At 56.2% G+C, this 24,530-nt stretch carries 20 protein-coding genes; 7 read left to right on the top strand and 13 right to left on the bottom strand.

From position 1 onward, the window contains the following. Window positions 1-376: 376 nt before the first annotated feature. Window positions 377-604, bottom strand: coding sequence for a hypothetical protein (locus tag ACTQ33_RS03820; protein ID WP_441462348.1), 228 nt, complete (start codon window positions 602-604; stop codon window positions 377-379). Window positions 605-699: 95 nt separating this feature from the next. On the opposite strand from ACTQ33_RS03820, the gene ACTQ33_RS03815 reads away from it, so the two are divergent. Then, window positions 700-1,684 (top strand): IS5 family transposase gene (locus ACTQ33_RS03815; protein ID WP_441462346.1). Its coding sequence is split into 2 segments (ribosomal slippage): window positions 700-1,110 and window positions 1,112-1,684, totalling 984 coding nucleotides; the frame shifts between segments, so codons are not numbered across the junction. Between the two features lie 121 nt (window positions 1,685-1,805). On the opposite strand, the gene ACTQ33_RS03810 is transcribed toward ACTQ33_RS03815, so the two are convergent. Next, on the bottom strand, window positions 1,806-2,267 hold the full coding sequence (locus tag ACTQ33_RS03810) for a hypothetical protein (RefSeq protein ID WP_441462344.1): 462 nt from the start codon (window positions 2,265-2,267) through the stop codon (window positions 1,806-1,808). 978 nt (window positions 2,268-3,245) lie between these two features. Between ACTQ33_RS03810 and ACTQ33_RS03805 the strand changes: the two genes are divergently transcribed. Beyond that, on the top strand, window positions 3,246-4,967 hold the full coding sequence (locus ACTQ33_RS03805) for an ammonium transporter (RefSeq protein ID WP_441462342.1): 1,722 nt from the start codon (window positions 3,246-3,248) through the stop codon (window positions 4,965-4,967). 131 nt (window positions 4,968-5,098) lie between these two features. Here the strand turns inward: ACTQ33_RS03805 and ACTQ33_RS03800 are convergent, their stop codons facing one another. From ACTQ33_RS03800 to ACTQ33_RS03765, 8 genes are all read right to left on the bottom strand, one after another. Beyond that, window positions 5,099-7,546: a transglutaminase domain-containing protein gene (locus tag ACTQ33_RS03800; protein ID WP_441462340.1), complete on the bottom strand. Its 2,448-nt coding sequence runs from the start codon at window positions 7,544-7,546 to the stop codon at window positions 5,099-5,101. A 3-nt stretch (window positions 7,547-7,549) separates the two neighbouring features. Continuing rightward, on the bottom strand, window positions 7,550-8,908 hold the full coding sequence (locus tag ACTQ33_RS03795; RefSeq protein ID WP_441462338.1) for a leucyl aminopeptidase family protein: 1,359 nt from the start codon (window positions 8,906-8,908) through the stop codon (window positions 7,550-7,552). A 120-nt stretch (window positions 8,909-9,028) separates the two neighbouring features. Further along, window positions 9,029-10,345: an alpha-L-fucosidase gene (locus ACTQ33_RS03790; RefSeq protein WP_441462336.1), complete on the bottom strand. Its 1,317-nt coding sequence runs from the start codon at window positions 10,343-10,345 to the stop codon at window positions 9,029-9,031. 4 nt (window positions 10,346-10,349) lie between these two features. Beyond that, complete coding sequence (locus ACTQ33_RS03785; RefSeq protein ID WP_441462334.1) at window positions 10,350-11,315, bottom strand: ABC transporter ATP-binding protein; 966 nt, start codon at window positions 11,313-11,315, stop codon at window positions 10,350-10,352. Beyond that, on the bottom strand, window positions 11,312-12,334 hold the full coding sequence (locus ACTQ33_RS03780; protein WP_441462332.1) for an ABC transporter ATP-binding protein: 1,023 nt from the start codon (window positions 12,332-12,334) through the stop codon (window positions 11,312-11,314). The genes ACTQ33_RS03785 and ACTQ33_RS03780 overlap by 4 nt, the downstream gene beginning before the upstream one ends. Window positions 12,335-12,346: 12 nt before the next feature. Further along, window positions 12,347-13,252, bottom strand: a complete 906-nt coding sequence (locus ACTQ33_RS03775; protein WP_441462330.1) for an ABC transporter permease — start codon at window positions 13,250-13,252, stop codon at window positions 12,347-12,349. Between the two features lie 20 nt (window positions 13,253-13,272). Continuing rightward, window positions 13,273-14,193 carry an ABC transporter permease gene (locus ACTQ33_RS03770; RefSeq protein WP_441462328.1) on the bottom strand — a complete coding sequence of 307 codons (921 nt, stop codon included), beginning with the start codon at window positions 14,191-14,193 and terminating at the stop codon, window positions 13,273-13,275. A 128-nt stretch (window positions 14,194-14,321) separates the two neighbouring features. Then, the gene (locus ACTQ33_RS03765; protein WP_441462326.1) at window positions 14,322-15,908 is read right to left on the bottom strand and encodes an ABC transporter substrate-binding protein; all 1,587 of its coding nucleotides are present in this window, start codon (window positions 15,906-15,908) and stop codon (window positions 14,322-14,324) included. Between the two features lie 278 nt (window positions 15,909-16,186). Here ACTQ33_RS03765 and ACTQ33_RS03760 point away from each other — a divergent pair, with 278 nt between their 5' ends. The 4 genes from ACTQ33_RS03760 to ACTQ33_RS03745 all read left to right on the top strand — a co-directional run bounded on the left by ACTQ33_RS03760 (window position 16,187) and on the right by ACTQ33_RS03745 (window position 19,885). Beyond that, window positions 16,187-17,365, top strand: a complete 1,179-nt coding sequence (locus tag ACTQ33_RS03760) for an ROK family transcriptional regulator (protein ID WP_441462324.1) — start codon at window positions 16,187-16,189, stop codon at window positions 17,363-17,365. An 81-nt stretch (window positions 17,366-17,446) separates the two neighbouring features. Then, entirely contained in the window at window positions 17,447-18,196 is a 750-nt protein-coding gene (locus ACTQ33_RS03755) for a copper homeostasis protein CutC (RefSeq protein WP_441462322.1), read from the top strand. A gap of 95 nt (window positions 18,197-18,291) precedes the next feature. Next, window positions 18,292-18,597, top strand: a complete 306-nt coding sequence (locus tag ACTQ33_RS03750) for a PadR family transcriptional regulator (protein ID WP_441462320.1) — start codon at window positions 18,292-18,294, stop codon at window positions 18,595-18,597. Then, window positions 18,584-19,885 carry a permease prefix domain 1-containing protein gene (locus ACTQ33_RS03745; RefSeq protein ID WP_441462318.1) on the top strand — a complete coding sequence of 434 codons (1,302 nt, stop codon included), beginning with the start codon at window positions 18,584-18,586 and terminating at the stop codon, window positions 19,883-19,885. The genes ACTQ33_RS03750 and ACTQ33_RS03745 overlap by 14 nt, the downstream gene beginning before the upstream one ends. Before the next feature lie 77 nt (window positions 19,886-19,962). Here ACTQ33_RS03745 and ACTQ33_RS03740 read toward each other — a convergent pair whose 3' ends face one another. Beyond that, window positions 19,963-20,460, bottom strand: coding sequence for a hypothetical protein (locus ACTQ33_RS03740; protein ID WP_441462316.1), 498 nt, complete (start codon window positions 20,458-20,460; stop codon window positions 19,963-19,965). A gap of 82 nt (window positions 20,461-20,542) precedes the next feature. Then, on the bottom strand, window positions 20,543-21,889 hold the full coding sequence (locus tag ACTQ33_RS03735) for an MATE family efflux transporter (protein WP_441462467.1): 1,347 nt from the start codon (window positions 21,887-21,889) through the stop codon (window positions 20,543-20,545). Window positions 21,890-22,080: 191 nt separating this feature from the next. On the opposite strand from ACTQ33_RS03735, the gene ACTQ33_RS03730 reads away from it, so the two are divergent. Then, window positions 22,081-23,229 carry a hypothetical protein gene (locus ACTQ33_RS03730; RefSeq protein ID WP_441462314.1) on the top strand — a complete coding sequence of 383 codons (1,149 nt, stop codon included), beginning with the start codon at window positions 22,081-22,083 and terminating at the stop codon, window positions 23,227-23,229. 54 nt (window positions 23,230-23,283) lie between these two features. On the opposite strand, the gene ACTQ33_RS03725 is transcribed toward ACTQ33_RS03730, so the two are convergent. Further along, the gene (locus tag ACTQ33_RS03725) at window positions 23,284-24,306 is read right to left on the bottom strand and encodes an aldo/keto reductase (RefSeq protein WP_441462312.1); all 1,023 of its coding nucleotides are present in this window, start codon (window positions 24,304-24,306) and stop codon (window positions 23,284-23,286) included. Window positions 24,307-24,530: the final 224 nt, after the last annotated feature.

The following is a 24,530-nucleotide window of genomic DNA, read 5'->3' as shown; positions in this document are numbered from 1 at the left end:
ATATCATGAAATCATCTTAAAATCAAGTTCTTGACATTTAAATAATCCATAATTTAACCCCTATTGGAACCTTTGAATCTGGTCAGTCAAATTTTCAAATTGTTACTTTGCTCTTCCCTAACATCGAGATGGCTTTTTAGTTATCCTGCTTCTTTAATGATAAAAAGTATCACCCACAGAAATATAGTACTCCCGCAAACGGCAATGAATACAACTATCCAGCAGTTTACAGTCAATCACGACTTTCAGATATTTCTCTAGATCGTCGTTCACAATCAACCCATTTTTTACGGGAAGCGTCCAAACGATACACTGCGCTGCATGATTTGAACGCTCCCATTGGAAAATCTCCATATTTTACGTCTCTACATGAGAATTAGCGTACTTCGTCTTTTGTGCGTGCTTTTCCTCGATATCTGCCGAAATATGACCACAGATCATTCCGTGAAATCACATCCTCATAGGTGCGAAGCCTTTTACGAAGCCGATTATTCTCTTGCTCCAGATCCGCTGTGCGAAGCTGACCACGCACGGACTTATATTGTGCCAGCTCATCCTTGATCGCAGCAAGCTCTGCCACCAGCGATTCGATTTTGGCTTTCATATCTGCAATGGTTTTCTTAGGGAACCACTGATTGAATGCAAAGACACAAAAGAAATGATATCATAGTGGCAGAAGAAAAAAGGCGGTGTACAGAAATGAAGCAGCAAAGTTTCAGTGATTACGAATACAGCCAGCGGAAGAAAAAGACGCGGCGTGAGGAATTTCTGGAAATCATGGAGGAGATCATCCCGTGGAAGGAATGGGTGTCGCTAATTGTGCCCTACTATCCATCTGGAAAGCGAGGCCGTCCACCCATTGAGATCGAGATAATGCTGCGGATGTACCTGCTGCAGTGCTGGTTTACCCTGTCAGATAAGGGGGTTGAGGACGCCATCTACGACAGCTATGCGATGCGGAAATTCATGGGAATCAACTTTTGGGAAATGGATGTGCCGGACGCCACAACGCTGCTGCAGTTCCGCCACCTGCTGGAGGAGCATGGACTGGGGAAGCGGTTCTTTGACGCGATTAACCGCTGCCTGGATCGCGCCGGGCGGATGATGCGGGGCGGGAAGTACCGTGAACGCCACGCTCATCAGCGCTCCCAGCTCTACAAAGAACGCGAAAAAAGAGCGTGACCTGGAGATGCATCAGGCAAAAAAGGGCAACCAATGGTATTTCGGCATGAAATGCCATACGGGCGTAGATACAGGCAGCGGATTTGTCCACACGGTGGAGGTAACGGCAGCCAATGTCCATGATATCGCCGTGGCAGCAAAGCTGCTGCGAGAGGACGACGAGGTAGTCTATGGAGACAGTGCTTACCTTGGTATCGAAAAACGGGAAGAGATCCAAAACAACGCGCAATTTTCTTCTATCCAGTACCGTATCAACCGCAGACCGGGCAGGCTGCCCAGAGTTTCAGGCAATACTGTCGATTGGGAACGCCATATTGAGCACCAGAAATCCTCTGTGCGCTGTAAAGTAGAGCATCCGTACCGCATCGTAAAAAATATCTTTGGTTTCCGGAAAACAGTCTATCGAGGGCTGAGCAAAAACCTCAACCGCCTGTATGTGCTGTTTGCCAGTGCGAATTTGTATATGCTGGTTAGAGCCGGCGGCACTTTGCCGCCAGCATAGGCTTTTTGCGCCCTTTTGCAGAAAAAGGACGCAAAAAACAGTAGAAATGACTGAATTTTGAGTTTATCTTGCACAATTTGGCACGATTGCCGCCCTTTATAAGCTGTAATGCTACATTTAATCAGCGGTTCCTTAAGATTTGCTGAAAACAGATCGACGTTTGCTTCCTCTGCATCAAATACTGATACAGAGCATCTGTTTGCTTGCATTGAGAATGCCAGCAAGCAGCCATTTGCTCCACATTACATTTGCTGTCCAAAAGAACACTGCTGTTGCAGACAATGTTGCAATATAGCTGTGTCAATTCTATAGTAGGTTCTGTCAGGGCCTTTGTGTATAACGTTTTACATAGTTGAAAACGATGATCTGCCGGTAGCCCCAAACGATTTAAGTGGGCCTGGAACGCCATCCATGCTGCTTCGGCAGTCTCAATTTCTGATTTGGTAGGAACAACATCGGGCTCCTCTGATAGTTCGTCCATTCTGCACTCCCATTCCTCGGGAGAGATTACCTCTTCTTTTAATATCTGTGTGATCAAGCGATCTAAAATATCTTTGTGTGGCATGGTATCCTCTGCGTTCATCGTGTCACCGCCTTTGAAACAGTATATCACAGCAGCATTTTCCTTTCTATAAATTTGATTCCCCAAATCATACGTTTATTTCCTGAATCAAAATAATAACCTTTTGTGTAGACCAGCTATCTTCTATCTTTCATCCCTTTCCGTTATTATTTTCCAGAAAATACAAACCCCCGCCCAGCACCGGCAAGCACGGTGCTGGGCGGGGGTTTGTACCAGAATTCATACCAGAATCAGATTGTCAGCATATAAACTCTATATCATAAAATATTCTGGTTATTCAAGAAAATTTTGATAATACGTCTATTATGTATGATAGAAAATACGGAAAAATTCAGACAAGAACCATGGCATTCAAGAGGTCAGCGGTTCGATCCCGCTTATCTCCACCAACTCAAAAGAGTACTGTAAAAAACTCGTTTCCGTAAGGAAGCGGGTTTTTTCTTCTATACGGCAATTGCTGCAACGTCCATTCTTGGGCTGAACTGTGCAAAGTCAATGTTGAACTCCCTGTGCAGCTCACAATCCCCATATGCCGCTACCCGACGGAGCAGACCGTTGATGACCATTTTGGGTTTCTCCAGGCGATCTGGGTGTCCTCAACTGCTTTTGCAATTCGACACATTTTGATCTCAGTCCAGGACCCCATAGCGCCCAGACAGTCTTTGGAGCAGCGTTTGCTCCACATAGGGTCTTGATCGCTTCCGCATACGCTGCCATGGGAACTGACAAAAATTTTTTGTGGCTCACAAACAGACTGGCTCATTTTTCCGTAAAACCACCAGAAATTCATTCGATTAAATCGCTATGTACGATCACTCCTACAAAGTTATTAAAACCTCTCAATTTCCGGTTGACTTTCAACAATTTCTCGATATAATTTTGACATTACTTCAATGAACCGAAAGAATTGCAATTTGATCCGTTCAGAAACAAAGTAAAAACTCTCAACAAATTGGGAGAGATTGAGGAGGAAGTGCTATGTATCAATCATCCGATGTCATCTGGACCTTAATCGCTGCATTTCTGGTTTTCTTCATGCAGGCCGGTTTCGCCCTTTGTGAAAGCGGCTTGACCCGCGCCAAAAATACGGGTAATATCCTGATGAAAAATATGATGGACTTCTGCATCGGCACGCCTTGTTTTTGGCTGGTCGGCTTTGGTCTCATGTTCTTCGGCACCGGTCCCCTGGTGGGCGGCTTTGACCCGTTGATTCGGGGCGACTATTCTTTCCTGGGCAACGGCTTACCTCTGTGGGTTTTTGCCATATTTCAAACGGTGTTTTGCGCTACGGCTGCCACCATCGTCTCCGGTTCCATGGCAGAACGCACCAATTTTTCAGCGTACTGTCTCTACTCCGCAGCCATCAGTCTCATTGTGTACCCAATCAGCGGTCACTGGATTTGGGGCGGCGGCTGGCTGGCCGACCTGGGCTTCCATGATTTTGCCGGTTCCACCGCGGTTCACTATGTAGGCGGCGTCACCGCCGTTCTGGGCGCTGCCCTGCTGGGACCCCGTATCGGCAAGTACGGAAGAGACGGAAAGCCGCGGGCCATTCTGGGGCACAACCTGAGCTCCATGGCGCTTGGCGTTTTCATCCTCTGGTTCTGCTGGTTTGGTTTTAACGGCGGTTCCACCATCTCCATGACGGGCGACAGCACCATGATCTCCGCCGGCCTCATTTGCTTCAATACCAATCTGGCTGCCGCCCTGGCTACGATAACCGCCCTGATCATCAGCTGGGTCCGGTATAAAAAGCCCGATGTTTCCATCACCTTCAACGCCGCTTTGGCAGGTCTGGTGGCCATCACCGCCGGTTGCGACGTGGTCACCCCTGTGGGCGCCGCCATCATCGGCATTGTGGCCGGTGCGCTCTGTGTGTTTGGTGTGGAATTTTTTGATAAAGTTGCCAAAATTGACGACCCGGTAGGCGCTGTCTCCGTCCATTGCCTCAACGGCGCCTGGGGTACCCTGGCGGTTGGACTGTTTGCCAACTCCGGCAGCTTTGGACGGGGTCTGTTTTACGGCGGTGGGTTCTCCATCCTGGGTGTCCAGGCACTGGGCATTGTGGCCGTCGGACTCTATGTTCTGGTCGTCATGTTTATTGTATTCAAGGTAATTGACAAGTTGGTGGGTCTGCGGGTTCCGGCCAACGTGGAAATCGATGGTCTCGATATCCATGAGCACGGACTGGCCAGTGCCTATGCCGGTTTTGTCGTCAACGACCCCACCTATGCCGCCCTCAGCGTCAATGAAAACACCGACCTGGGCGAAGACCGTCTGGACCATGCCTCTCCGGCTCAGGTGGCTGCCGCCGTTCCTGTCATGGGAAGTGCAACCCCCGCCTTTTCCATGCACAAAATTGTGATCATTGCCAAGCTGGATAAGCTGGAACCCCTGAAAGACGCCCTCAACAATCTGGGCGTTACCGGCATGACGGTCACACAGGTCATGGGTATGGGCATCCAGAAAGGCACCGGTAAGAAATATCGCGGCATTGAGCTGGACGCCACCCTGCTGCCGAAGGCTCAGGTGGAAGTGGTTGTCTGTAAGATTCCGGTCCAGAAAGTCATTGATACGGCCAAGAACGTTCTGTATACCGGTCACATCGGCGATGGCAAAATTTTTGTCTACGGCGTGGAACGTGTTGTCAAGGTCCGTACCGGCGAAGAAGACTGTGCTGCACTTCAGGATGTGGAATAATCCTTCATAATCCCCCACTGCACAAACAGAGGGCGTTGCGGAACTCCATTCTGCAACGCCCTCTCTGTATCTGTATTGTATCGATTTCTGTACCTAATCGACTTTCTTTTCTTTCTCTTCTTGTTTTCTGATCAGGCCTCGGCGCAAAGCTGCGCGATAATCCGCGTCATCAGCTCCACGGAGCCCACATGGTAGCCGCTGATTCCATAGACCGCCACGCCATCGCCATTGCATACCACAGCCAGCGGGGGACGTTCCGGGTCACAGGCCAGATGACGCGCCACCGTCTCCAGGTCAAATGCCCAGTCATCCAGCAGAACCTGAATGTCCGGCCAGCGCTGCAACACCTGGGCCAAGGTACGCTGATTCAGGCTGTCCCTGCCCCGGACCAGAAATACCACATTGGCCGCCAGCTGCTGGAGGGCCTCCTGTCCGGCCATCAGTTCGTTGAGGACATGCTCCGTGGGCTCATTGCCCTCCTCCATCCAGCACAGCAGCGTGGGACGGCCATTGATGCGGCTGACATCCGGTACCGGCGTGCCGTCCAAAGTAACGGCGGGAAGCACCGGCATATCCTGTCGGCGCAGCAAGTCCTCCAACCGGAAGCTCCGCAGCAGCAACGACTCCGTCCGTTCCGTCCCGGCCCGGAGCGAAAACTCCTTTCCGGCCGCAAACTGGTTGCCGTTGGGCAGCCGCACCGATGTCAGAAGCCGATACTGTCCGGCAGGCACCGTCAAGGTCCGCTGCCCCTGCTGCCAGTCCTGATCCGTCAAAGACAGAGTGTTCCACCCTGTAGCCGTGCGGACAGCCAGGGTCCAGTTCTGACGATACAGCGGCTCCGCCTCCGGCGCATGGGTCAGCGTTAGTGTGGCGGTGGCTCTGGGTTTGACCGGATGGAAGCAGCCGTTCTGCCAATACTCCGGCATACCGTCCAGTTGTCCCAGCCGGGCCGCCACACCCAGACTGCGCAGGATAGCCACAAAGAGAATCCGAAGGCTGCGGCAATCGCAGCGGCCTGCCGTCCAGGCAGCCATGGGAGTCCATACCAGACCCGTCCGTTCTCCCGTATAGACGAGGCCCAAATCACGGGTGGTAATACGGCGTTCCAGCTCCGTCCACAACGCTGCCGGATTTTTCCGGTATACAGCCTGCTCCTCCGGGCACAGCGCCTGTGCCAGAGGACCGCGCCAGGCGGTCAGCGGCTCCAACTCAATCCGGGGGCTGAGCACAAAGGATTGGTACACCTCCGCAGGCAGGCCGTCATTGGCCGCCACATGGAGCAAATGCTCCTCCAGTACCGCCGGATTTACGTCCCGCAAATCCTTGTCCGTCAGCGTTTCCACCATGGCCTGCCGCAGGGGGTTGTCATCCCGTTCCAAGAAGGTACGGAGCGCCTCCGCATTGCTGCGGGCCGTCCGGTACAGGGTTTCCCGGGGACCGTCCTCGGGACGCGGCGTATAGAACTGCGCCATGCGGGCCTCCCGCAAGGCAGCTCCCCGCTGAAGCTCCGCCGTTCTCCGCGCCTTCCCTGCTTCATCCAAAGACACATCGCGCAAAACCGCATCCTGGGGCGCCAGCACATCCATGGTCACCCAGTCAGTTTCCCGCTCCTGAAGCGGCGCCAGCGCCAGTTCCACCCGGTCCCCTGCCCGATCGGCTTCTGCCCAAAGGCCGTCCTGTGTGGCCAGTACATGGAGATCGCCCAGGCCCAGCCGGATTTCTGCATAGCCATAGCAATCGGCGGTCAAGGTGGCAATGGTATAGTAGGTGGCCTCATTGAGCACCTGAAGTTCGAGACGAGCGCCGGCGGCCGGCTGGCCATCCCGCGTCACATGGAGCTGTAACGGCGCAGTTTTGGCATAGCGTTCGGTCTGGTTGAACCAGGAAATCCCATCCACCCGGCTAATGGGTGTGCCGTGGAGCAGATGGTTTCCGGTTCCGAAAATCCGCGAGTGTACCAGAATGGCCCGGGACGCCGCCGTGTTGAACCAGCCCCGATCCAAAATGGGCTCCGGCTCACAGGCGCCCAAGAACCGCCACTGGCCGTCGCACAGCGCTTCCACCCAGGCATGGTTATCGTCACAGTGGGCCCAGCGGGGCGAATAAACCTGACGGGCCGCAATGCCGATGCTGCGCAGCGCCGCCACCAGAAAGGCCGACTCCTCGCCGCAGCGGCCGCTGCCGTTGGCATAGACAGTCCAAGGCGACGCCGTCCGGTCATCCTGACTTTGATAGGATGCGTTTTCATGGCACCAGCGATTGACCTCCAGAATCCGCTCCTCCATGGTGTCCATGGCATGTACCCGGTTCAGCAGGGCTTCAGAAAAGTGCTGCCGGTGAAAGGACAAATCCTCATCGTTGACTCTGGGAAACAGAACGTAGTGGTCAAACAGCTCCTCCGGCAGTTCCGCACACCAGGGCAGCGTCCGGCGCATGGTCAGGGCATGGTCTGCAAACTGCAAAAACAGCGCAGCCGGATAGGTGTCCAGGTCGCTCTGAGGCAAATGGGTGTAGAGAAATTCCATGGCCCGGCGCTGTTCGCCGCCAAGCGTCTCCAAAAGTTGGCTCCAGGTTTCCACAGTTTATGCCTCCTTGGCCATAGCCTTGCACAGATGATACAGCGTGGTCACCGCCGCACCGGTGGCGCCGTTGGTCTGGTACTCCCACTTGGGCGAATCCACCCAGGCTGTACCGGCAATGTCGATATGGAGCCAGGGATGGGACTCCGTAAAGGCCTCCAGGAACAGTCCGGCAGTGATGGTGCCGCAACCGTCATTGGAGACGTTGGACACATCAGCCACAGGGCTTTCAATCATCTTGCGGTACTCGTCAAAGGCCGGGAGCCGCCAATACTGCTCGCCGCTGACGGCGGCGGCTTCCATGAAATCGGTGCAGTAGGCTTCGTCGTTGCACAGGAAGCCCGCCGTGGTGAAGCCGAACATACCAACCACCGCGCCGGTCAGCGTCGCAATATCCAGCACGCGGCCAACGCCTTCCTTGCGCAGGGCATAGGTGATGGCGTCCGCCAGAATCAGCCGTCCCTCGGCGTCGGTGTTGCCTATCTCGATGGTTTTGCCGGACATGGAGCCGATGACATCGCCGGGGATAAAGCTGTCCGGGGCGATGCGGTTTTCCACCGACGGAATCACCACCGTGGCATTGACGGGCACTTTGTTCCGAGCCAAGGCCAGCAGCGCGCCAAACACGGCAGCTGCACCGGCCATATCGCCCTTGATGCCCTTCATGGAGCTGGCCGGTTTCAGGCAATATCCGCCGGTATCACAGGTAACGCCTTTACCCACCAGACCAATGGGCGCCTGGTCCGGCGCGCCGCCGCGATAACGCAGCACAATCAGGCACGGAGCATGACCGGCACTGTCGCCCACGGTCAGAAATGCCTCCATGCCCAGAGCACGGGCCTGCTCAGCGGAAATAATTTCCGTCTCGACCCCATAGGTCCGGGCCGTCTCCGTCATCGTCCGTGCCAGGTCGGCGGGAACCAGATGGTTGGCCGGGCAGTTGACCAAATCTCTGGCTAGGCAGATGGCTTCGGTCAGGCTGTTGCTCTCCTCCGACGGCAAAGCAGACTCCATGTACAGGGTCATATCCGTCTGCTCCTCCGTCTTCCAGGACCGGGGCCGGTAAAGGGCCAGCGCCGCACCCTGGGCCATGGCATCGATCCCTTCCTGATGCAGCAGCGTCTGCGCCGCAGCGGGGTCCAGCACCACCGTTTTGGCGCCCAGGCCCTTGAGGGTCTTGATGCCCTTGGCCGCAGCCCGGCGAACGGTCTCCGCCGTCACCGTCTCCGCGTCGCCCAGACCAACCCACAGTGTGGCCGTTTTGCCGTCGGCCTCGACGGACAGCCGGGAACCGGCACCTTCCATCTCCGTCCGCAGAGCCAGTCGCCAATCAACCGCCTCTTGGTTCCACAATTTCAGCATGATGAACCTCCGTTAAAATCAATGAAAATAGAATCAGGAGGCCCGCCCACCCGGTCCGTAGACCGGGCGGACGGGCCCTCTTGTATTTGCGTCTGTCTATCTTATATATTGGCTCGTTGTTCAGCGCTCCGGACGCAGCTGAATTTCCAGGACCGTATCGATGGGGTCCGGCAATACCGGGTCTTCGCCTAGATTGGCAAAGGCCAATTCCGGGTAGTCGCTGTGGACCCAGCTGGTGGACAGCTGGACCTCGCTGCCGTCGGCCAGACGGCGAATAGATGCAATTTGCGACTTGGGAATCCCAAACAGCGGCAGCGGGCCGATGGTATTCTCAAAAACATGGACGTATAGCGTATCGCCCCGGCGGGTGAACCGTCCAAAATCCGGCTTGTCCAGGCCGGACATGCCGCAGCCGTAGATACTTTTGCCATTGTACTGCATCCAGACGCCGATCTCCTTGAGAATGGCCAGAGATTCCTTTGGGAACCGTCCGGTGGCGTCGGGGCCGATGTTCAGCAGCAGATTGCCGCCCTTGGATACGCACTCCACCAGCTTTTTGATGAGCATGGAGGCGGGCTTGTAAAAATGGTCCGTGGCGCAGTAGCCCCAGTGGTTATTCATGGTCACGCAGCTTTCCCAGATCAGCGGATCGCCGTTGGCGTCCTGCAAGCCGTTGGGCGGGATAATCTGCTCGGGGCTGACAAAGTCTCCGTGATACGGGGTGGGCTTGCAGGCCGCCAGGGAGCCGAAGCCCTCGCCGCTGACCTCCAGGCGATTGTCAATGATGACGTCCGGCTGGAGAGAGCGAACCATCTTCATCAGCTCCGTAGCCTTCCAAGCCTCTCCGCGGAGATTGTCGTAGGAGAAGTCAAACCACAGCAAATCCAGCTTTCCGTAGTTGGTGCACAGCTCCCGAACCTGGTTGTGCAGATACTCCAGATAGCGGTCAAAGTTCCGATTCTCGTTGGATTCCTCCGGGTTGTCCCGCATGGGATGGTAACGGTCGCCATAGTGGGGGAAATCCGGGTGCCGCCAATCAATGAGAGAGAAGTAAAGACCGGCGCGGAGGCCGCAGTCCCGGGCCGCCTCCAGAAACTCCCGCACAAAATCCCGTTTTGCCGGGCTGTTGGTCGATTTGAAGTCCGTATAGGCGCTGTCATAGAGACAGAAACCGTCGTGGTGCTTGGCGGTCAGGATCACATATTTCATGCCTGCATCCCGGGCCGCCTCCATCCACTGGCGCATATCACAGTGAGAGGGATTGAACTCGTCCATAAGCGGCTCGTAGGCCTCGTTGGGAATATTCTCATAACTGCGCACCCACTCATGGCGGGCAGGAATGGAATAGACGCCCCAGTGGAGAAACATGCCGAACCGGGCCTCGGTATACCAGGCCATGCGGCGGTTATAAGCTTCTCTGTCAAAGGTAAACGACATATGATTACTCCTCCATATGCAGGCAGGCCACCATATGGCCGCCGCCCACATCTACCGGCTCAATGGGTTTCAGTTTGCAATCGTCCTGGCACCGGGGGCAGCGGGTCTGGAAGGGGCAGCCTACCGGCAGGTCGATGGTGCTGGGGATATCACCCTCCAGCAACGCATGGTCCTTCTGTATCGTGGGATCGGGAATGGGCACCGCCGACAGCAGCGCCTTTGTATAGGGATGGCGGGGATGGGCATAGAGCTCCTTCTTTTCCGCCAGCTCCACAATGGAGCCCAGGTACATGACGGCGATTCGGTCGGAGATCATCTCCACCACGCTCAGGTCGTGGGAGATGAACATATAGGTCAAATCGTAATCCCGCTGCAGCTGCTGCATCAGGTTCAGCACCTGGGCCTGGATGGATACGTCCAGAGAGGAAACCGGCTCGTCGGCAATAATCAGCTTGGGCCGCACCGTCAGCGCCCGGGCAATGCCGATACGCTGACGCTGTCCACCGGAGAACTCGTGGGGGAACCGGTGGGCGTGCTTTGTGCCCAGTCCGACCACTTGCAGCAGCTCATGCGCCGCTTTCATGCGTTCCGCCGGACTCATATCCGTATGAATCAGCAGCGGCTCCGCCACCAGATCCTCCACGCGCATGCGGGGATTCAGGGAGCCGTTGGGGTCCTGGAAAATCATCTGAATGTCCTTGCGGATGGGACGCATTTCCTTGTCGGACAACTTGGAAATGTCGCAGCCGTCAAACCAGATTTCGCCGGAATCCGGCACCAGCAGATGGTCCACCAGACGGCCGGTGGTAGACTTTCCGCAGCCGGACTCGCCAACCACGGAAAAGGTTTCGCCGGGATAGATATCAAAGGAAATATTGTTGACGGCATGGACGCGGGCCTTTTTACCATTCTTGCCGCGACCGGCCGGGAATGTCTTGGTGACATTTTTTACAGAAAGCAAAGGGGTCATCCGATCTGTTCCTCCTTTTCCTCAGTAAGCTGCACAGCCTCGGGTTCCGCCAGCCAGCAGCGGCTCTCACGGCCGTCTTTCAGCGGAAAGAGCGGCGGCTCCGTCTGGTGGCAGCGGTCACAGGCCTTGGAGCAGCGCGGCGCAAATTTACAGCCTTCGGGCATCATGGACAGATCCGGTACGCTGCCGGGAATGGACGGCAGGCTTGTGACGCCGGAGCCCAGCTTGGGCACCGAGGCAATGAGACCCTGGGTGTAGGGATGCTTGGGAGACGCAAACAGCTCCTGCACCGGCGCTTCCTCCACGATGCGTCCGGCATACATGACGATGACACGGCTGCACATTTCCGCCACCACGCCCAGGTCGTGGGTAATGAGCAGAATACCCGTATTATTGTCGTCTCGAATTTGCCGCATCAGCTGCAAAATCTGGGCCTGAATGGTAACGTCCAGCGCCGTCGTGGGCTCATCGGCAATCAGTACCGTGGGATCGCAGCTCATGGCCATGGCAATCATCACACGTTGGCTCATACCGCCGGAGAGCTGGTGGGGATAGCTGCGGATGGTGGTCTCCGGATTGGCAATGCCTACCTTGCGCATCATGGTCAGCGCATGGTTCCGAGCTGCCTTTTTATCCATATCCGTATGGAGACGAATGGCTTCCACCATCTGCGCCTCAATACGCATGGAGGGATTCAGCGAACTCATGGGCTCCTGGAAAATCATAGAGATTTCCTTGCCGCGGACCGAACGCATTTCCTTTTCGGAACAGTGCAGCAGATCCTTGCCCTTGAGCAGAATTTGACCGCCTACCACCCGACCACTGGTATTTTTCAGCAATTGCATGACGGAAAGGCTGGTGACGGATTTGCCGCAGCCGGACTCACCGACCAGACCCACGATCTCACCGGCGCCCACCTGAAAGCTGATGCCGTTGACAGCCGTCACGGTTTTGCGCTTTCCCACCTGGAATACCGTGCACAGGTCGCGTACGTCCAGCAGAATTTCTTTTTCACTCATAGTCCATCCACCTCACTTGATCTTGGGGTCCAGGGTGTCGCGGAGTCCGTCGCCGAACAGGTTGAACGCCAGCACCGTCAGGAAGATCAGCAGACCGGGGAACAGGATCAGATGGTCTGCCACGCCGATGAAGTTCCGGCCGGAGGACAGCATGGCACCCCATTCCGGCGCGCCCACATCGGCGCCAAAGCCCAGGAAACTCAGGGAGGACGCAGCCAGAATGGCCGAGCCAATACGCATGGTGAAGTTGATGATCATGGCCTGCACCGTACCGGGGAAGATATGCTTCCACAGAATCCGGCTGTCCGGGCAGCCCAGGGACCGGGCCACCTCCACATGCAGGCTCCCTCGCACCGTCAGCGTGGCGCTTCGCATCACACGGGCGAAGGATGGTATGGTAAAGACGGTCACGGCAATAATGACGTTGATCAAGCCCGGTCCTATGATGGCCACAATGGCAATACAGAGGAGAATGTCGGGCATGGCAAACAGCACGTCACTGCCGCGCATAACCAGGGATTCCAGAATGCCGCCGTAATAACCGGCCAGAATGCCCAGTATCGTACCCAGAGCCGCGCCCACCAGCACCGCCGCCAGAGCGGAGCCCAGCGACAGTCTGGTACCGGCCAGCAGGCGGCTGAACACATCGCGGCCGAACTCGTCGGTGCCCATCAGATGCTGTAAACTGGGCGCGGCACGCATATTGCTGTAATCGTACACGTCCGGGTCATAGGGGGCAATGGATGGTCCGATGATGGCCAGAACAATCAGCAAAATAATAAAACATCCTGCAACGACTGCCGTCTTGCGCTGGCAGAACTTTTTGAAAAACTCCCGTGCACGGCTGCGGTTTTGCAGCACCGGGTCGTCCATATACGCGCTGGACGCAGGGTTGACAGAGTGGTTGTTTTCAGACATGAAAAAGCGCCTCCTTTCCGTTAATCATAGCGGATCTTGGGGTTCAGTACGCCGTAGAGCAGGTCCACGATGAGATTGATGGTAATATACTCCACCGCGAAGAACATCAGCAGCGCTTGAATCACCTTATAATCACGGAACTCGATGGAATCCACCATGAGCCGGCCCAGGCCGGGAATGGAGAATACGGTCTCCACCAGCACCGAACCGGCCAGCAGACCACCGATCTGAAGGCCCACCACAGTGACCACCTGCACCAGGGAATTGCGGAATGCATGGCGCAGCACCACCAGGGATTCCCGCTGGCCCTTGGCCCGGGCCGTGCGGACGTAGTCATCCTGCAGCGTCTCCAGCATGGAGGAACGAGAATAGCGGGCCAATGTGCCCATAATGGAACAGCCGAGCGTCAGGGACGGCAGAATATAGCCCTTCCAGCTGTCCAACTGGCCGGTTGGCAGCCATCCCAATTCCACGGCAAATATCTGTATCAGAATCAGGCCCAGCCAGAACGACGGGACCGAAATACCGGAGGTGGCAATGACCATGCCCAAATAGTCCAGGAATTTTCCTCGTTTGACCGCCGAGAGAATACCGATCAAGGTTCCCAGCACCACAGCCCATACAATGCCGGCAAAGGTCAGTTTCAGCGTGGCAACCATGCGGTCGGGCAGAATCTCACGGATAGGCAGGCCATTTTTATAGGAATCGCCGAAGTCGCCCTGAAAAATGCCCTTCATATAATCGAGATACTGGACCGGCAGCGGTTCATTGAGACCCAGCTCCTCTTTCAGAGCCAGGTATTCTTCGTTGGTCGCCTCTTTGGGCAGCATTTTGCGAACCGGGTCGCCGGGGATCAAATGGATAAACGCAAAAATCAGAATTGAGATCACCAACAGCAGTGGTATGACGCTGAGAATGCGCTTGACAACATAACGGCCCAAGCGTGTCGCCTCCTTTGTAGAGTGTGCGGGCAGCATGCCCGGAGAGTATTGTTTAAAAAATCCGGCAGCAGCGCCGCTGCTGCCGGATTCCGGATATCTTCACAGGCCAATCGGCTGCGCGTTTTTTCTCAGGACAGTGTGGCGTTGGTCACATCCAGGGAGCCGTCGGGAGCCATTACGATGCCGTTCACATAGGACTGGTGGGCAAACACCAGATCATCATTGCCCAAGAACAGCCAGGGGCACTCGTCCCACACGATGGCCTGAGCCTGGGCATACAGGTCCGTCAGCTCCTGGGTATCGGTGGTCAGCTTGGCGTTATCGATCAGCGTATCAAACTCCTCATTGCGGAAGAACGCGGTGTTGGCACTGGTGGGCGGCACATTGTCGCTGTGCAGGATAGAACGCATGGAGCCGTCGGCGTCAAAGGAACCGGCGGACCAGTTGACGTACCACATCTGGACGTCGTTTTCCTCCTCAGGCATATAGATCATTTCGCTGAGGGTGGTGGGCTCCATGGGAACCACCTCAACCTGAATGCCGATCTGACCCAGCTGCTGGGCAATGAACTGCATACCGGTCTGCTCAATGGTCATATTGTCGCCCCACAGGGTGAGAGAGAAACCGTCGGGATAGCCGGCCTCGGTCATCAGCTCCTTGGCCTTTTCCAGGTCGTAGGTATAGGGCGTCTGCTCAGCATAATAGGACACCGTGGAGGGGAAGCAGGAGAGAACCTCCTCGCAGTAGCCGTTGAACACCACCTGGGCATAGGCCTGCTTGTCGATGGCGTAGTTCATAGCCTGACGGACCCGCTTGTCGGACAGCTCCGGCACCGTGGTATTCAGCGTCACATAGCGCATGATATTGGACGGCGTTCTCTCCACCACAATGCCGTCCTGGCCATCCATCTCCTGGGCCTGGATGACGGGCATGGGATGGATGAAGTCAGCCTCGCCGGTCTGCAGCATAGCAATGCGGCTGCCGTCTTCGGGAACAGCGCGGAAGGTCAGGCTGTCCACGGTGGCCTTGGTGCCCCAGTACTCGGTGTTGGGAACGACGGTCACATGGTCGCCCTCCACATGCTCCTTGAACACATACTGGCCGGTACCGGCGCTCTCCTTGTTCAGATCGACGCCGTTTGCCAGGGCGGTGGGGCTGATCATATCAAACTGGGTGAAGCGGTTGAGGAACGAGGAATCGGGGGTCAGCAGCTTAATCGCCACAGTGTAGTCGTCTACCTTGGTCACGGACTCCCACTTCTTGACGTTGCTGTTCTGACGCAGCGTGGTGTCGGCCAGGCAGCGCTCATAGTTGGCGATGACCGCGTCGGCGTTGAGGTCGGTCCCATCGCTGAACTTGATGCCCTTGCGCAGGGTGAAGGTATAGGTCAGGTTGTCATCCTCCGCCTTAAAGCTTTCGGCCAGCAGCGGTACAATGTTCTGATTTTCGTCGAACGTAATCAGGCTTTCATACATGGTGTTGCTGATCGAAATGGAAAGCGTATCCGTGGTATTGTGGGGATCCAAACTCTGAACGTCGGTGTTGAACGCAATCACCAGGTCATTGTCGGCGGCAGTTGCCGTATTCTGTGCGGCGTCTGTATTGGCCGTGGCGTCCGTGTTGGTCGTGGTGTCTGCGGCAGATTTGCTGCCGCAGCCGGCAGCGGACATGGCCATAACCGCAGCCAGTACAAGAGCGGGAATCCTTTTGTTCATGATGTAAAGCCCTCACTTTCTAGTACATCTGTGAATTATGCATCGGGGTATCCATGGTTAGTTTGTACCGAGTCCGAACATAATTCAGTTTACTTCACTAAATTTATCACGATGTTTGACAAATGTCAACACCAAGATTTTATGGATTTTTTTCTTTTTTCACAAAAAATTTTGAATTGGAATTGAATATTTTTTCATTACATGGTATAGTATATTCGGTGCTAGAACAAACTGTCGTTCTGCCATGCAGGCGGCCGTGTGTAAAAAAGGGAGAGCATATGGAAAAAAATGATACCAATGCCGCATTGCGCGCCCATAGCCGTCTGGCGATCTTACAGCTGATTCAGCAGAGCGGCACCATTTCCAGGGCCGAACTGGCCCGCCGTCTGGAGCTGAGCCGCTCCACGGTCTCTGAAAATATCGCGCCTCTGCTCCAGTGCGGTGTGCTCCAGGAGGTCGGCACCGCCAATGCCCAGCGGGTTGGGGGCCGCAGACCCGTGCTGTTGCAGCTCCATGGGGCGTATTGCTTTTTTATTGCCGCGGAGCTGGGATTGGAGCAGCCCATTTTTGCTCTGAGCGATCTCAACGGCTGCCAACTGTACCGGCAAGTTCTCACAGTCCGCGACAGTGCGCCCTATGCGGAACGGCTACAGCAGTCCATTGCCGCCATTTCCACCCTGCTGCGTCTGGGCAATGTGCCGCCGGGCCATCTGGCCATGATCGCCCTCTCCTCTCCCGGCGCTTTCAGCGGTTTGGACGAACAGTTCCTCCTGAACCCTGAGTTTGAAAATTGGGATGTCCGCCGTCTGATCGACGATTTGGAGCACCAGTTCCAGACCCATGTCCTGTGGGTCAACGACATCAACGCGGCCACCGTGGGAGAATACTATCAGGGCGCCGGACAGCGCGTATCCAACCTGTTGTTTATGGGCTGCGGTATGGGCATCGGTATGGGTATGATTTTGGAAGGCAATCTCTATACCGGCAGTCGCGGCAGCGCCGGCGAAATTGCCCGCGTTCGCGTGGGCCGTCTCAACACGCCCCTGCGAACGCAGGTGGAAATTCCCTCGCTGATGGATCGCATTCGTATGGAGGCCCCCCCTGCCACCCGTGCCGCTTTCCGCACACCCATGGAGCGCTGGGATTTTCAGCAGGTGGTCCAGCTGTGGCGCAATGGAGACGCCTTTCTGCACACCCTGGTGGAGGATATCGGTCGGGCACTGGGCGAGATTCTGATTACCGCCCTGTCGCTGCTCAACTGTGAGCGCGTTGTCTTCGGCGGAGATTATCTGGTCTTTGAATCCCAGCTGCTTCCCCTGCTCAATCAAGCGGTGCAGCGGGAAGCCTTTGACCCGGTGGAGGTGGTCTCCTCTTCCCTGCGGCAGGAAGCCGGTCTCTATGGGCTGATTTCCATGGCGGTGGAACAGCAGCTCCAGCAGATTGCCATGGAGCGGTAAACCAGTGCACTCGTGCAGTTCTACGACCGGCCCTTTGACCGGTTACAACATGCAAGATTGATGATAATAGGTGATGAAACAATGAGTAAGGTAATTTTGGAAGTATGCTGCGGCAGCGCCGATGATGTCATTCAGGCACACAAAGCAGGCGCACACCGCGTGGAATTGAACAGCAACCTGTTTCATGGCGGTCTGACGCCCACCATTGGTGAGCTGTTGGTGGCCAAGCGGGAGACCAATATGAAGATCATGACCATGGTGCGTCCCCGGGAAGGCGGTTTTTGTTACACCGACGCCGAGTTTGCCACAGCCATCGAAGATGCCAAGCTGCTGCTGGCCAACGGCACCGATGGTTTGGTCTTCGGCTTCCTGCACCAGGATGGTACCCTGGATCGGGAACGCACTAAAATCCTGGCCCAGATGGCCCAAGATGCCGGTAAGGAAACGGTGTTCCACCGGGCAATCGATGTGGTGGCGGATTGGAAAGCCGTCCTCGACGAACTGATTGATCTGGGAATCACCCGTGTACTGACCAGCGGGCAGGAGCCTGACGTCTCCATGGGTACCGACACCGTCCGGGAGATGATTGCCTACGCCAAGGGTCGCATCCAGATTCTGCCCGGAGCCGGTATTACGGCCCGTAACATGGACCGCATCATTGCCGAGACCGGCTGCGATCAGATTCATCTGGCGGCCCATCGACCCTGTTCGGATACGTCGGTCTGCAACAACCGGGCCATTTACTACGGCGGCGCCCTGTATCCGCCGGAGGACCGCTTCAATGTCATTGACAGTGACTACATCGGTGGGATGGTCAGCCGTCTGGGCTGATGTCTCCTCCTCTTTCCAGCAACAGACGATACAAGCTGCTCAGCTCCTCGTTCGGAGCTGGGCAGCTTTGTGTTATCAGGGGCAGGACCACCACATTGATTCTCAAGCTGCTGGAGGAACGGGATATATATGGCTATGAGATGATTGGAACGCTGGCTCAGCGTTCCAATCACACCTTTGATTTCAAAGCCGGGACGCTCTATCCCATTCTGCACACCCTGGAAAAGCAGGGGTTGGTATCCTCCTACGAACAGCGGGCGCCGCAGGAGCGCATTCGCAAGTATTACCATCTGACAGAGGCCGGACGAGAGCGGCTTCAGGAAAAGCAGCGGGAATGGACCCGCTTTGTAGATGCCGTGGAAAAGATTCTGAAAGGGGACAGCGTCCATGCCTTCCAATGAGCACTTCACCGAATACTGTCAGCAGGTGTCGCAGCAAATCCGCTGGAAACGGGTGCGGCACGTCGTAGCGCAAGAGTTGGAACAGCACCTCTGTGACCAGCAGGACGCCTATCTGGAGCAGGGCCACGATGCAGACGAGGCCGCCCGGATGGCGGTGGCCCAGATGGGTGACGCCCAAATGGTGGGACAAGCCCTGAATCAGACCCATCGCCCGCAAACGCCCTGGCTTCCCATGTTTGTAATCCTGGTGCTCCTGGCCGTGGGGCTGGTTCTGCAATCCGTGCTGTCACCGGACGCCATATGGGCACTCCCCTATGGTATCGCTGCTGCCGCGTTTTTCCTCGGTTATTTTATGGACACTTCCCTGCTGGGCCGTCATGCCGGTAAGGTCTATGGTCTGGTGCTGGCGCTTTCTCTGCTGGCCTTATTCCGCGCCAATATTATATTAAATGTTGAACTGGCAGGGCATGGCTTTGCGGTTTTGTCGCTGCCCCCGTTCAACATCATGCTGGGAAATCTAGCGCTGATTTTCCCCATGGCCTACGGACTGTTCGTATACCGGATGCGGAACCGGGGCATGTTGGGTATCGTTTACTGTGGGCTGGCCTATCTGCCCTTTGCGGGGATTCTGCTTTGGATTCCCACCATTTTCGGTTTTCTGCTCTATACTATCACCAGTGTATTACTGCTGTACACAGCCATCTGGCAGGGCTGGTTTCAGGTGCGCCGGGTCCGCGGACTGGCCCTGGCGCTGATTCCCCCGTTGATGTGTTGCGGCGTATTTCTGGTCACTTTGCTCTCCTCGGAAAATTTGCAGTTCCGCAGCTTCCGTATCGATCTGGACGGCCATCTCAATAATCAAGTGCGGGAACTCATCGCCCAGGCTGCTTTTTGGGGCGAGGGAAGCGGAGACCTTTCCACCATCCCCAATCTGGAAACGGATTACTCCTTGCTCTACGGTATCCACCACTTTGGTCTGGGGCCGTTTCTGGTGCTGATGCTGTTGTCTGTAGGACTGTGTATCTTCTGTATACGCCGCGGTCTGCGTCAGCAGAGCATGCTCGGAAAGCTGTTGGTTCTGGCAGTCAGCACCACGTTTGTGTTGCAAGTGCTGTCCTACGGCGTTACCAACCTGGGATATGGATTGTTTGGCGCCATTTCCTTCCCGTTTGTGTCCTACGGCGGCACAGCTTTGGTGTTCAACGCCCTGCTTATGGGCTGTATGCTGTCGGTCTTCCGGATGGGGCCATGGGTACGGGACGCCGTCACAGCTGTGCAAAAAGTTTGAACTATTACCTGTTATCAGGCAAAACACGCCCAGTTCCGTTTGGAACTGAGCGTGTTTTCCTGTCTGTGGTCCGGCGCTCAGGAGCGAAATCCCAGGCCGTTTTTGATGGCTTCCATGACCGTATTATCGAACTGATAGTTCAGGCCGCGCAGCGCAATGGCGCTTCCCTTTTTTGGATAAAGCCACAACACGCCGGAATCCTTGATGGCGTCCTTAATCGTCATGGTATCTTCCGCCTCCATCAAGACCACGTCTTTCAGCTGCGAATAGGGCAGCCGCTTGGCGTCCAGCACCACGCCTTTTTCGTAAAAGCGGGCCGCATCGCCTCCGAGCCGTTTTGGAATCAGAACAACCAATCGCCCAAATTCACGGTCGGGGTCACCCTGGGCATATGGTTCGGACCACTCCAACACACTTTCGCCGCCATGCCGTATCCGCTGGGCCTCTGCCGTTTTCTGCTTTTCAGCGCGCCCTGCATAAAAGGCTTTGAGATACCAGACGCAAAACACAAGGAGACCCAAAAACACCAGCAGGAAAAAAATTACCGGGAGATTTAACAGAATCGTATCAATCATCGTCAGTTCCCTTCCTTTCTCTATTTGTCTCTATTTGAACAGCGGATTGCTGTTGGTTCCCATCTGCGAATTCGCTCACCGGTCAGGGGCCGTCCGCGCCGAAGACCTTGCGGTTCAGATAGTCGCCCTTCCGGGAATAGAAGAAGAATGTCACAGAGCTGAGGAACCACGTCAGCGGATACACCCAGTACACCGTCAGAATGCTGCCGGTCAACGGCACAGCGATGGACAGGAAGGTGACCCGGATGGCACACCAGCAGACCATCAGCACTACCATGGGTACCATGGCCTTGCCCGCGCCCCGCAGCACGGCAGCGGAGCCATGGGAATAGGCCAGCAGGAAATAGAACAGTGCCGCCGTCCGGGATTTGTCGGTACCGAAGGCGATGACTTCCGGCGTGCTGTCAAAGGCGGCAATGAGCGAGGGCGCCAGCAGAAAGATGACAACACCGATGAGTTCGGCCAGAATTACCGTCGTCAGGATACCGAAGCGGGCGCCCTTTTTCGCCCGTTCAAACTCTTTCGCGCCCAAATTCTGCCCGATAAAGGTGGTCAGGGCCATGGCGAAGCTGGTGATGGGCAGGAATGCGAAGCCCTCCACCTTGGTATACGCGCCGTAGCCTGCCATAGCCATTTCCCCGAAGGCGTTGACGTTGGACTGGACGATGACATTGGCAAAGTTGATGATGGAGTTCTGGACGCCGGAGGGCACGCCGAGGCGCAGCACCTGTCCCAGCATTCCCTTGTGGAACCGAATCTCCCGCCACCGCAGGCCGTAAGCCTCCCGGGAACGGGCCAGCTGGATCAGACACAGGATCGCGCTGACGATTTGGGAGATCACCGTGGCCGCCGCCGCGCCGCCCACGCCGCAGCCCAGTCCGGCGATGAACACCAGGTCCAGCACCAGATTCACCAGCGAGGAAACGATCAGATAGTACAGGGGATGGCGGCTGTCGCCCACGGCTTGTAAAACGCCCACGCAGATATTATAGAGGACGTTGCCCAGGGAGCCCAGGAAATAGATCCGCAGGTACACCACCGACTGTTCCATAACCGCCTGGGGCGTGTCCATCCATTCCAGAATCTGGGGTGACAGCACCATGCCCACCACAGTCATCACCGCACCGGCCACCAGACCGAAGGCCACGGTGGTATGGACGGCGCGGCGCAGATTTTTCTCATCCCGTGCGCCAAAGAATCCGGCCACCACCACGCCCGCGCCGGTGGACACGCCCATGAGAAAGCCGATGAGCATGTTGATGAGGCTGCCGGAGGAACTGACTGCCGCCAGAGCGTTGAGCCCCAGGTAATTGCCGACGATCAGGGAGTCCACGGTGTTGTACATCTGCTGAAAAAAATTGCCCAGCAGGATGGGCAATGCAAAAAAGGCGATCCGTTTCCAGATGGAACCAGTGGTCATAGGTTCCATGGTTTTGACCACGACGCCCCCTCCTCTCTCCGGCGGTTTCCAAACCGCCGATACTTCTTGTGGTATATACTACATCAATATGGTCCCACTTGCAACCGTTGCTGTCAAAACCCTATGCAGCCGGGATATTGTTTTGTCGAAAAATGTGCGATATGCTTTGGAAAACCCAGAAAAAGAATGGAGGAAAAGCGATGAAAAAACAACTAGCCCTGCTGCTGGCCCTGATAACAGCCCTGTCTCTGACGGCCTGCGGCTCCAAGACCGACGACGTGGAGACGGCCAAGGACCCGGCGGAGGAGGTCACCACCCAGGCGCCGGAAACTCCTGAGGAGCCGGAAGAACCGGAAGCGCCGGAAGAACCCGAGGAGCCGGAAAAGCCGGAAGCCACGCCGCTGAAACTGGGAGAAACCATTGACAATGAGCTGTTCCTTATGACGTTCGACACCATCAACGTTGTACCGGAATATTCCTACAGCACCGGTGAGCACTCGACCACTTCCCTGTATGTGGAGGACGGCTACCAGCTGCTGACCCTGGAGGGACATTTTGAAAACCGGGGCACCAGCACCATCTCGGACAGCGCCTTCTATTTCACAGCCACCGTCAACGACACCTTTGTGGTGGATGGCTTCGATGTGAGAATGGATTTCAAGCGCAATAAGTCCTTTGAGATTGACCCCTATACCGACATGGATTATGTTGTCTATGTCAATATCCCGCAAAAGCTGGCCGAGACCTTTGAAAGCGTTACATTTACCATTGCCTACAACGATGATTTGTCCTCGCATACAATTGTCACCGACATGGATGGCAACCAGTCGGTAGAAGCCGATCACCTCTACAGTCTGTCCAGTGACGCCGGTGACGCTACCGCGGCCGGTACTGCCGCCACCGCAGAGCCCGCCGCCCAGCCCATCGCCATCGGCGATCTGATTACCACCAATGATTATGAATTCACCCTGAAAAAAGTGGAATTGTCCTACGAGGTGCTGCCTCCCAACACCAGCAGCGTCTACACCAGTTACCCCGCCGAGAGCGGCAAGGTCTTTGTCCATGTGGAAGCCGACGTGAAGAACACCATGCAGCGGGATCTGCGCATTGACGAGCTGTTCACCGCCTCGGTCCTCTATGACGGCCAGTATCCCTACGATGGCTTTACCATCGTCAACGACGGCGACAACAGCTTTGACTGGGTGGGCAGCTATACGGCAGCCACGCCTCTGGAAACCTGTATTGCCCATGCCATCGTCGAGTGCCCCGCCGAGGTGGACACCTCTGGCAAGTCCATTCTGGTGACGCTGGACCTGGGCGGCGCCCAGTATGAATACGCCCTGCGTTAACCCTATCCATTGGAAAGGGCGCGCTGCGTTGGCAGCGCGCCCTTTCGCCGTATTTTACAGGGGCTTGCCCGCCAGAACTTCCATATAGTCCCGGTAGTTGTCCTCCAACAGCTTGGGCGTGTCCAGTTCATAGGGGCAGTGGGCCGCGCATTGACCACAGTGGGTGCAGTCCTCCACCTTCTTCATCAGCGCCTGGCCCTTCTCGTTGAGGTGTCCGGCACTGGGCGACCGGCGCAGCAGCAGGGACATACGGGCGGCGGTGGCAATGTCGATTTCTGCCGGGCAGGTAGGCATACAGTAGCCGCAGCCACGGCAGAAGCTGCCCGCCAATTCTTTCCGGTCCCGCTGAATGACCGCTTCCAGTTCCGGCGTCATCTGCGGCGGGTTGTGGATGTAGCCCAGGAACTCGTTGAGTTCTGTCTCCCGCTGGATGCCCCAAATGGGCAGGGTGTCATACTGGGCCTGAAACGCGTAGGCGGCGGTGCTGTTGGTGATGAGACCGCCGGACAGCGCCTTCATGGAGAGAAAGCCCATATTCTTCTCCCGGCACAGGGACACCAGTTCCAGTTCCTGCTGGCCCGTCAGATAGCTGAAGGGGAATTGCAGCGTCTCGTACAGTCCCGATTCGATGGCCTCCCGGGCCACGGACAGCCGGTGATTGGTGATGCCGATGTGGCGGATTTTGCCCTGCCGCTTGGCTTCCAACATGGCGTCATACAGACCCGATTCATCGCCGGGTCGGGGACAGAACGATGGGTTGTGGAACTGGTAGAGATCTACATAGTCGGTTTTCAGATTGGTGAGACTGGTGTGGAGGTCCTTCCAAAAATCCTCCGCCGTCTCCGCCGCCGTCTTGGTGGCAATGTACAGCTGATGGCGCACGTCGCCCAAGCCCAGCCCGATTTTTTCCTCACTGTCGGAGTAGACTCGGGCCGTGTCGAAAAAGCCGATGCCGCCGTCAAAGGCCCGCCGCAGCAGCGCCGCCGCGTCTTGATGGCTGATGCGCTGAATGGGCAGCGCGCCGAATCCGTTCTTGTTCACGGTGATACCCGTTTTTCCCAATGTGATCTGTGCCATGATACACCCTCCTGTTGCCGGGGCCGCACCCCGGTGGTTTTCTCTCAGTATACCGGATTTTTCCGGTTGGGGCAAGGGTTCCATTGTCCCCGGGACGGGCCGTCTCTTTTCCCGCCGCCCGACAACAGACCGCCGCTTCGATGCCATGCTATTGCTTTTATCCGGCGGTGGGCTCCCCCATTCCCCTCCCCCTTGCCAAACATATCCCGTTGGGCTACAATCAT

Source organism: Candidatus Avoscillospira sp. LCP25S3_F1 (assembly GCF_052117125.1).
Lineage (GTDB): Bacteria > Bacillota > Clostridia > Oscillospirales > Oscillospiraceae > Avoscillospira_A.
This window is presented reverse-complemented; position numbering and strand designations above follow the sequence as displayed.

Excerpts from the sequence above, each read along its gene's own strand:
- ACTQ33_RS03735 (WP_441462467.1), bottom strand. The coding sequence starts at position 21,889 with ATGGAACCTATGACCACTGGTTCCATCTGGAAACGGATCGCCTTTTTT.
- ACTQ33_RS03785 (WP_441462334.1), bottom strand. The coding sequence starts at position 11,315 with ATGACCCCTTTGCTTTCTGTAAAAAATGTCACCAAGACATTCCCGGCC.
- ACTQ33_RS03730 (WP_441462314.1), top strand. The coding sequence starts at position 22,081 with ATGAAAAAACAACTAGCCCTGCTGCTGGCCCTGATAACAGCCCTGTCT.
- ACTQ33_RS03725 (WP_441462312.1), bottom strand. The coding sequence starts at position 24,306 with ATGGCACAGATCACATTGGGAAAAACGGGTATCACCGTGAACAAGAAC.
- ACTQ33_RS03740 (WP_441462316.1), bottom strand. The coding sequence starts at position 20,460 with ATGATTGATACGATTCTGTTAAATCTCCCGGTAATTTTTTTCCTGCTG.
- ACTQ33_RS03765 (WP_441462326.1), bottom strand. The coding sequence starts at position 15,908 with ATGAACAAAAGGATTCCCGCTCTTGTACTGGCTGCGGTTATGGCCATG.
- ACTQ33_RS03755 (WP_441462322.1), top strand. The coding sequence starts at position 17,447 with ATGAGTAAGGTAATTTTGGAAGTATGCTGCGGCAGCGCCGATGATGTC.
- ACTQ33_RS03810 (WP_441462344.1), bottom strand. The coding sequence starts at position 2,267 with ATGAACGCAGAGGATACCATGCCACACAAAGATATTTTAGATCGCTTG.
- ACTQ33_RS03790 (WP_441462336.1), bottom strand. The coding sequence starts at position 10,345 with ATGTCGTTTACCTTTGACAGAGAAGCTTATAACCGCCGCATGGCCTGG.
- ACTQ33_RS03820 (WP_441462348.1), bottom strand. The coding sequence starts at position 604 with ATGAAAGCCAAAATCGAATCGCTGGTGGCAGAGCTTGCTGCGATCAAG.
- ACTQ33_RS03775 (WP_441462330.1), bottom strand. The coding sequence starts at position 13,252 with ATGTCTGAAAACAACCACTCTGTCAACCCTGCGTCCAGCGCGTATATG.
- ACTQ33_RS03760 (WP_441462324.1), top strand. The coding sequence starts at position 16,187 with ATGGAAAAAAATGATACCAATGCCGCATTGCGCGCCCATAGCCGTCTG.
- ACTQ33_RS03805 (WP_441462342.1), top strand. The coding sequence starts at position 3,246 with ATGTATCAATCATCCGATGTCATCTGGACCTTAATCGCTGCATTTCTG.
- ACTQ33_RS03795 (WP_441462338.1), bottom strand. The coding sequence starts at position 8,908 with ATGCTGAAATTGTGGAACCAAGAGGCGGTTGATTGGCGACTGGCTCTG.
- ACTQ33_RS03780 (WP_441462332.1), bottom strand. The coding sequence starts at position 12,334 with ATGAGTGAAAAAGAAATTCTGCTGGACGTACGCGACCTGTGCACGGTA.
- ACTQ33_RS03745 (WP_441462318.1), top strand. The coding sequence starts at position 18,584 with ATGCCTTCCAATGAGCACTTCACCGAATACTGTCAGCAGGTGTCGCAG.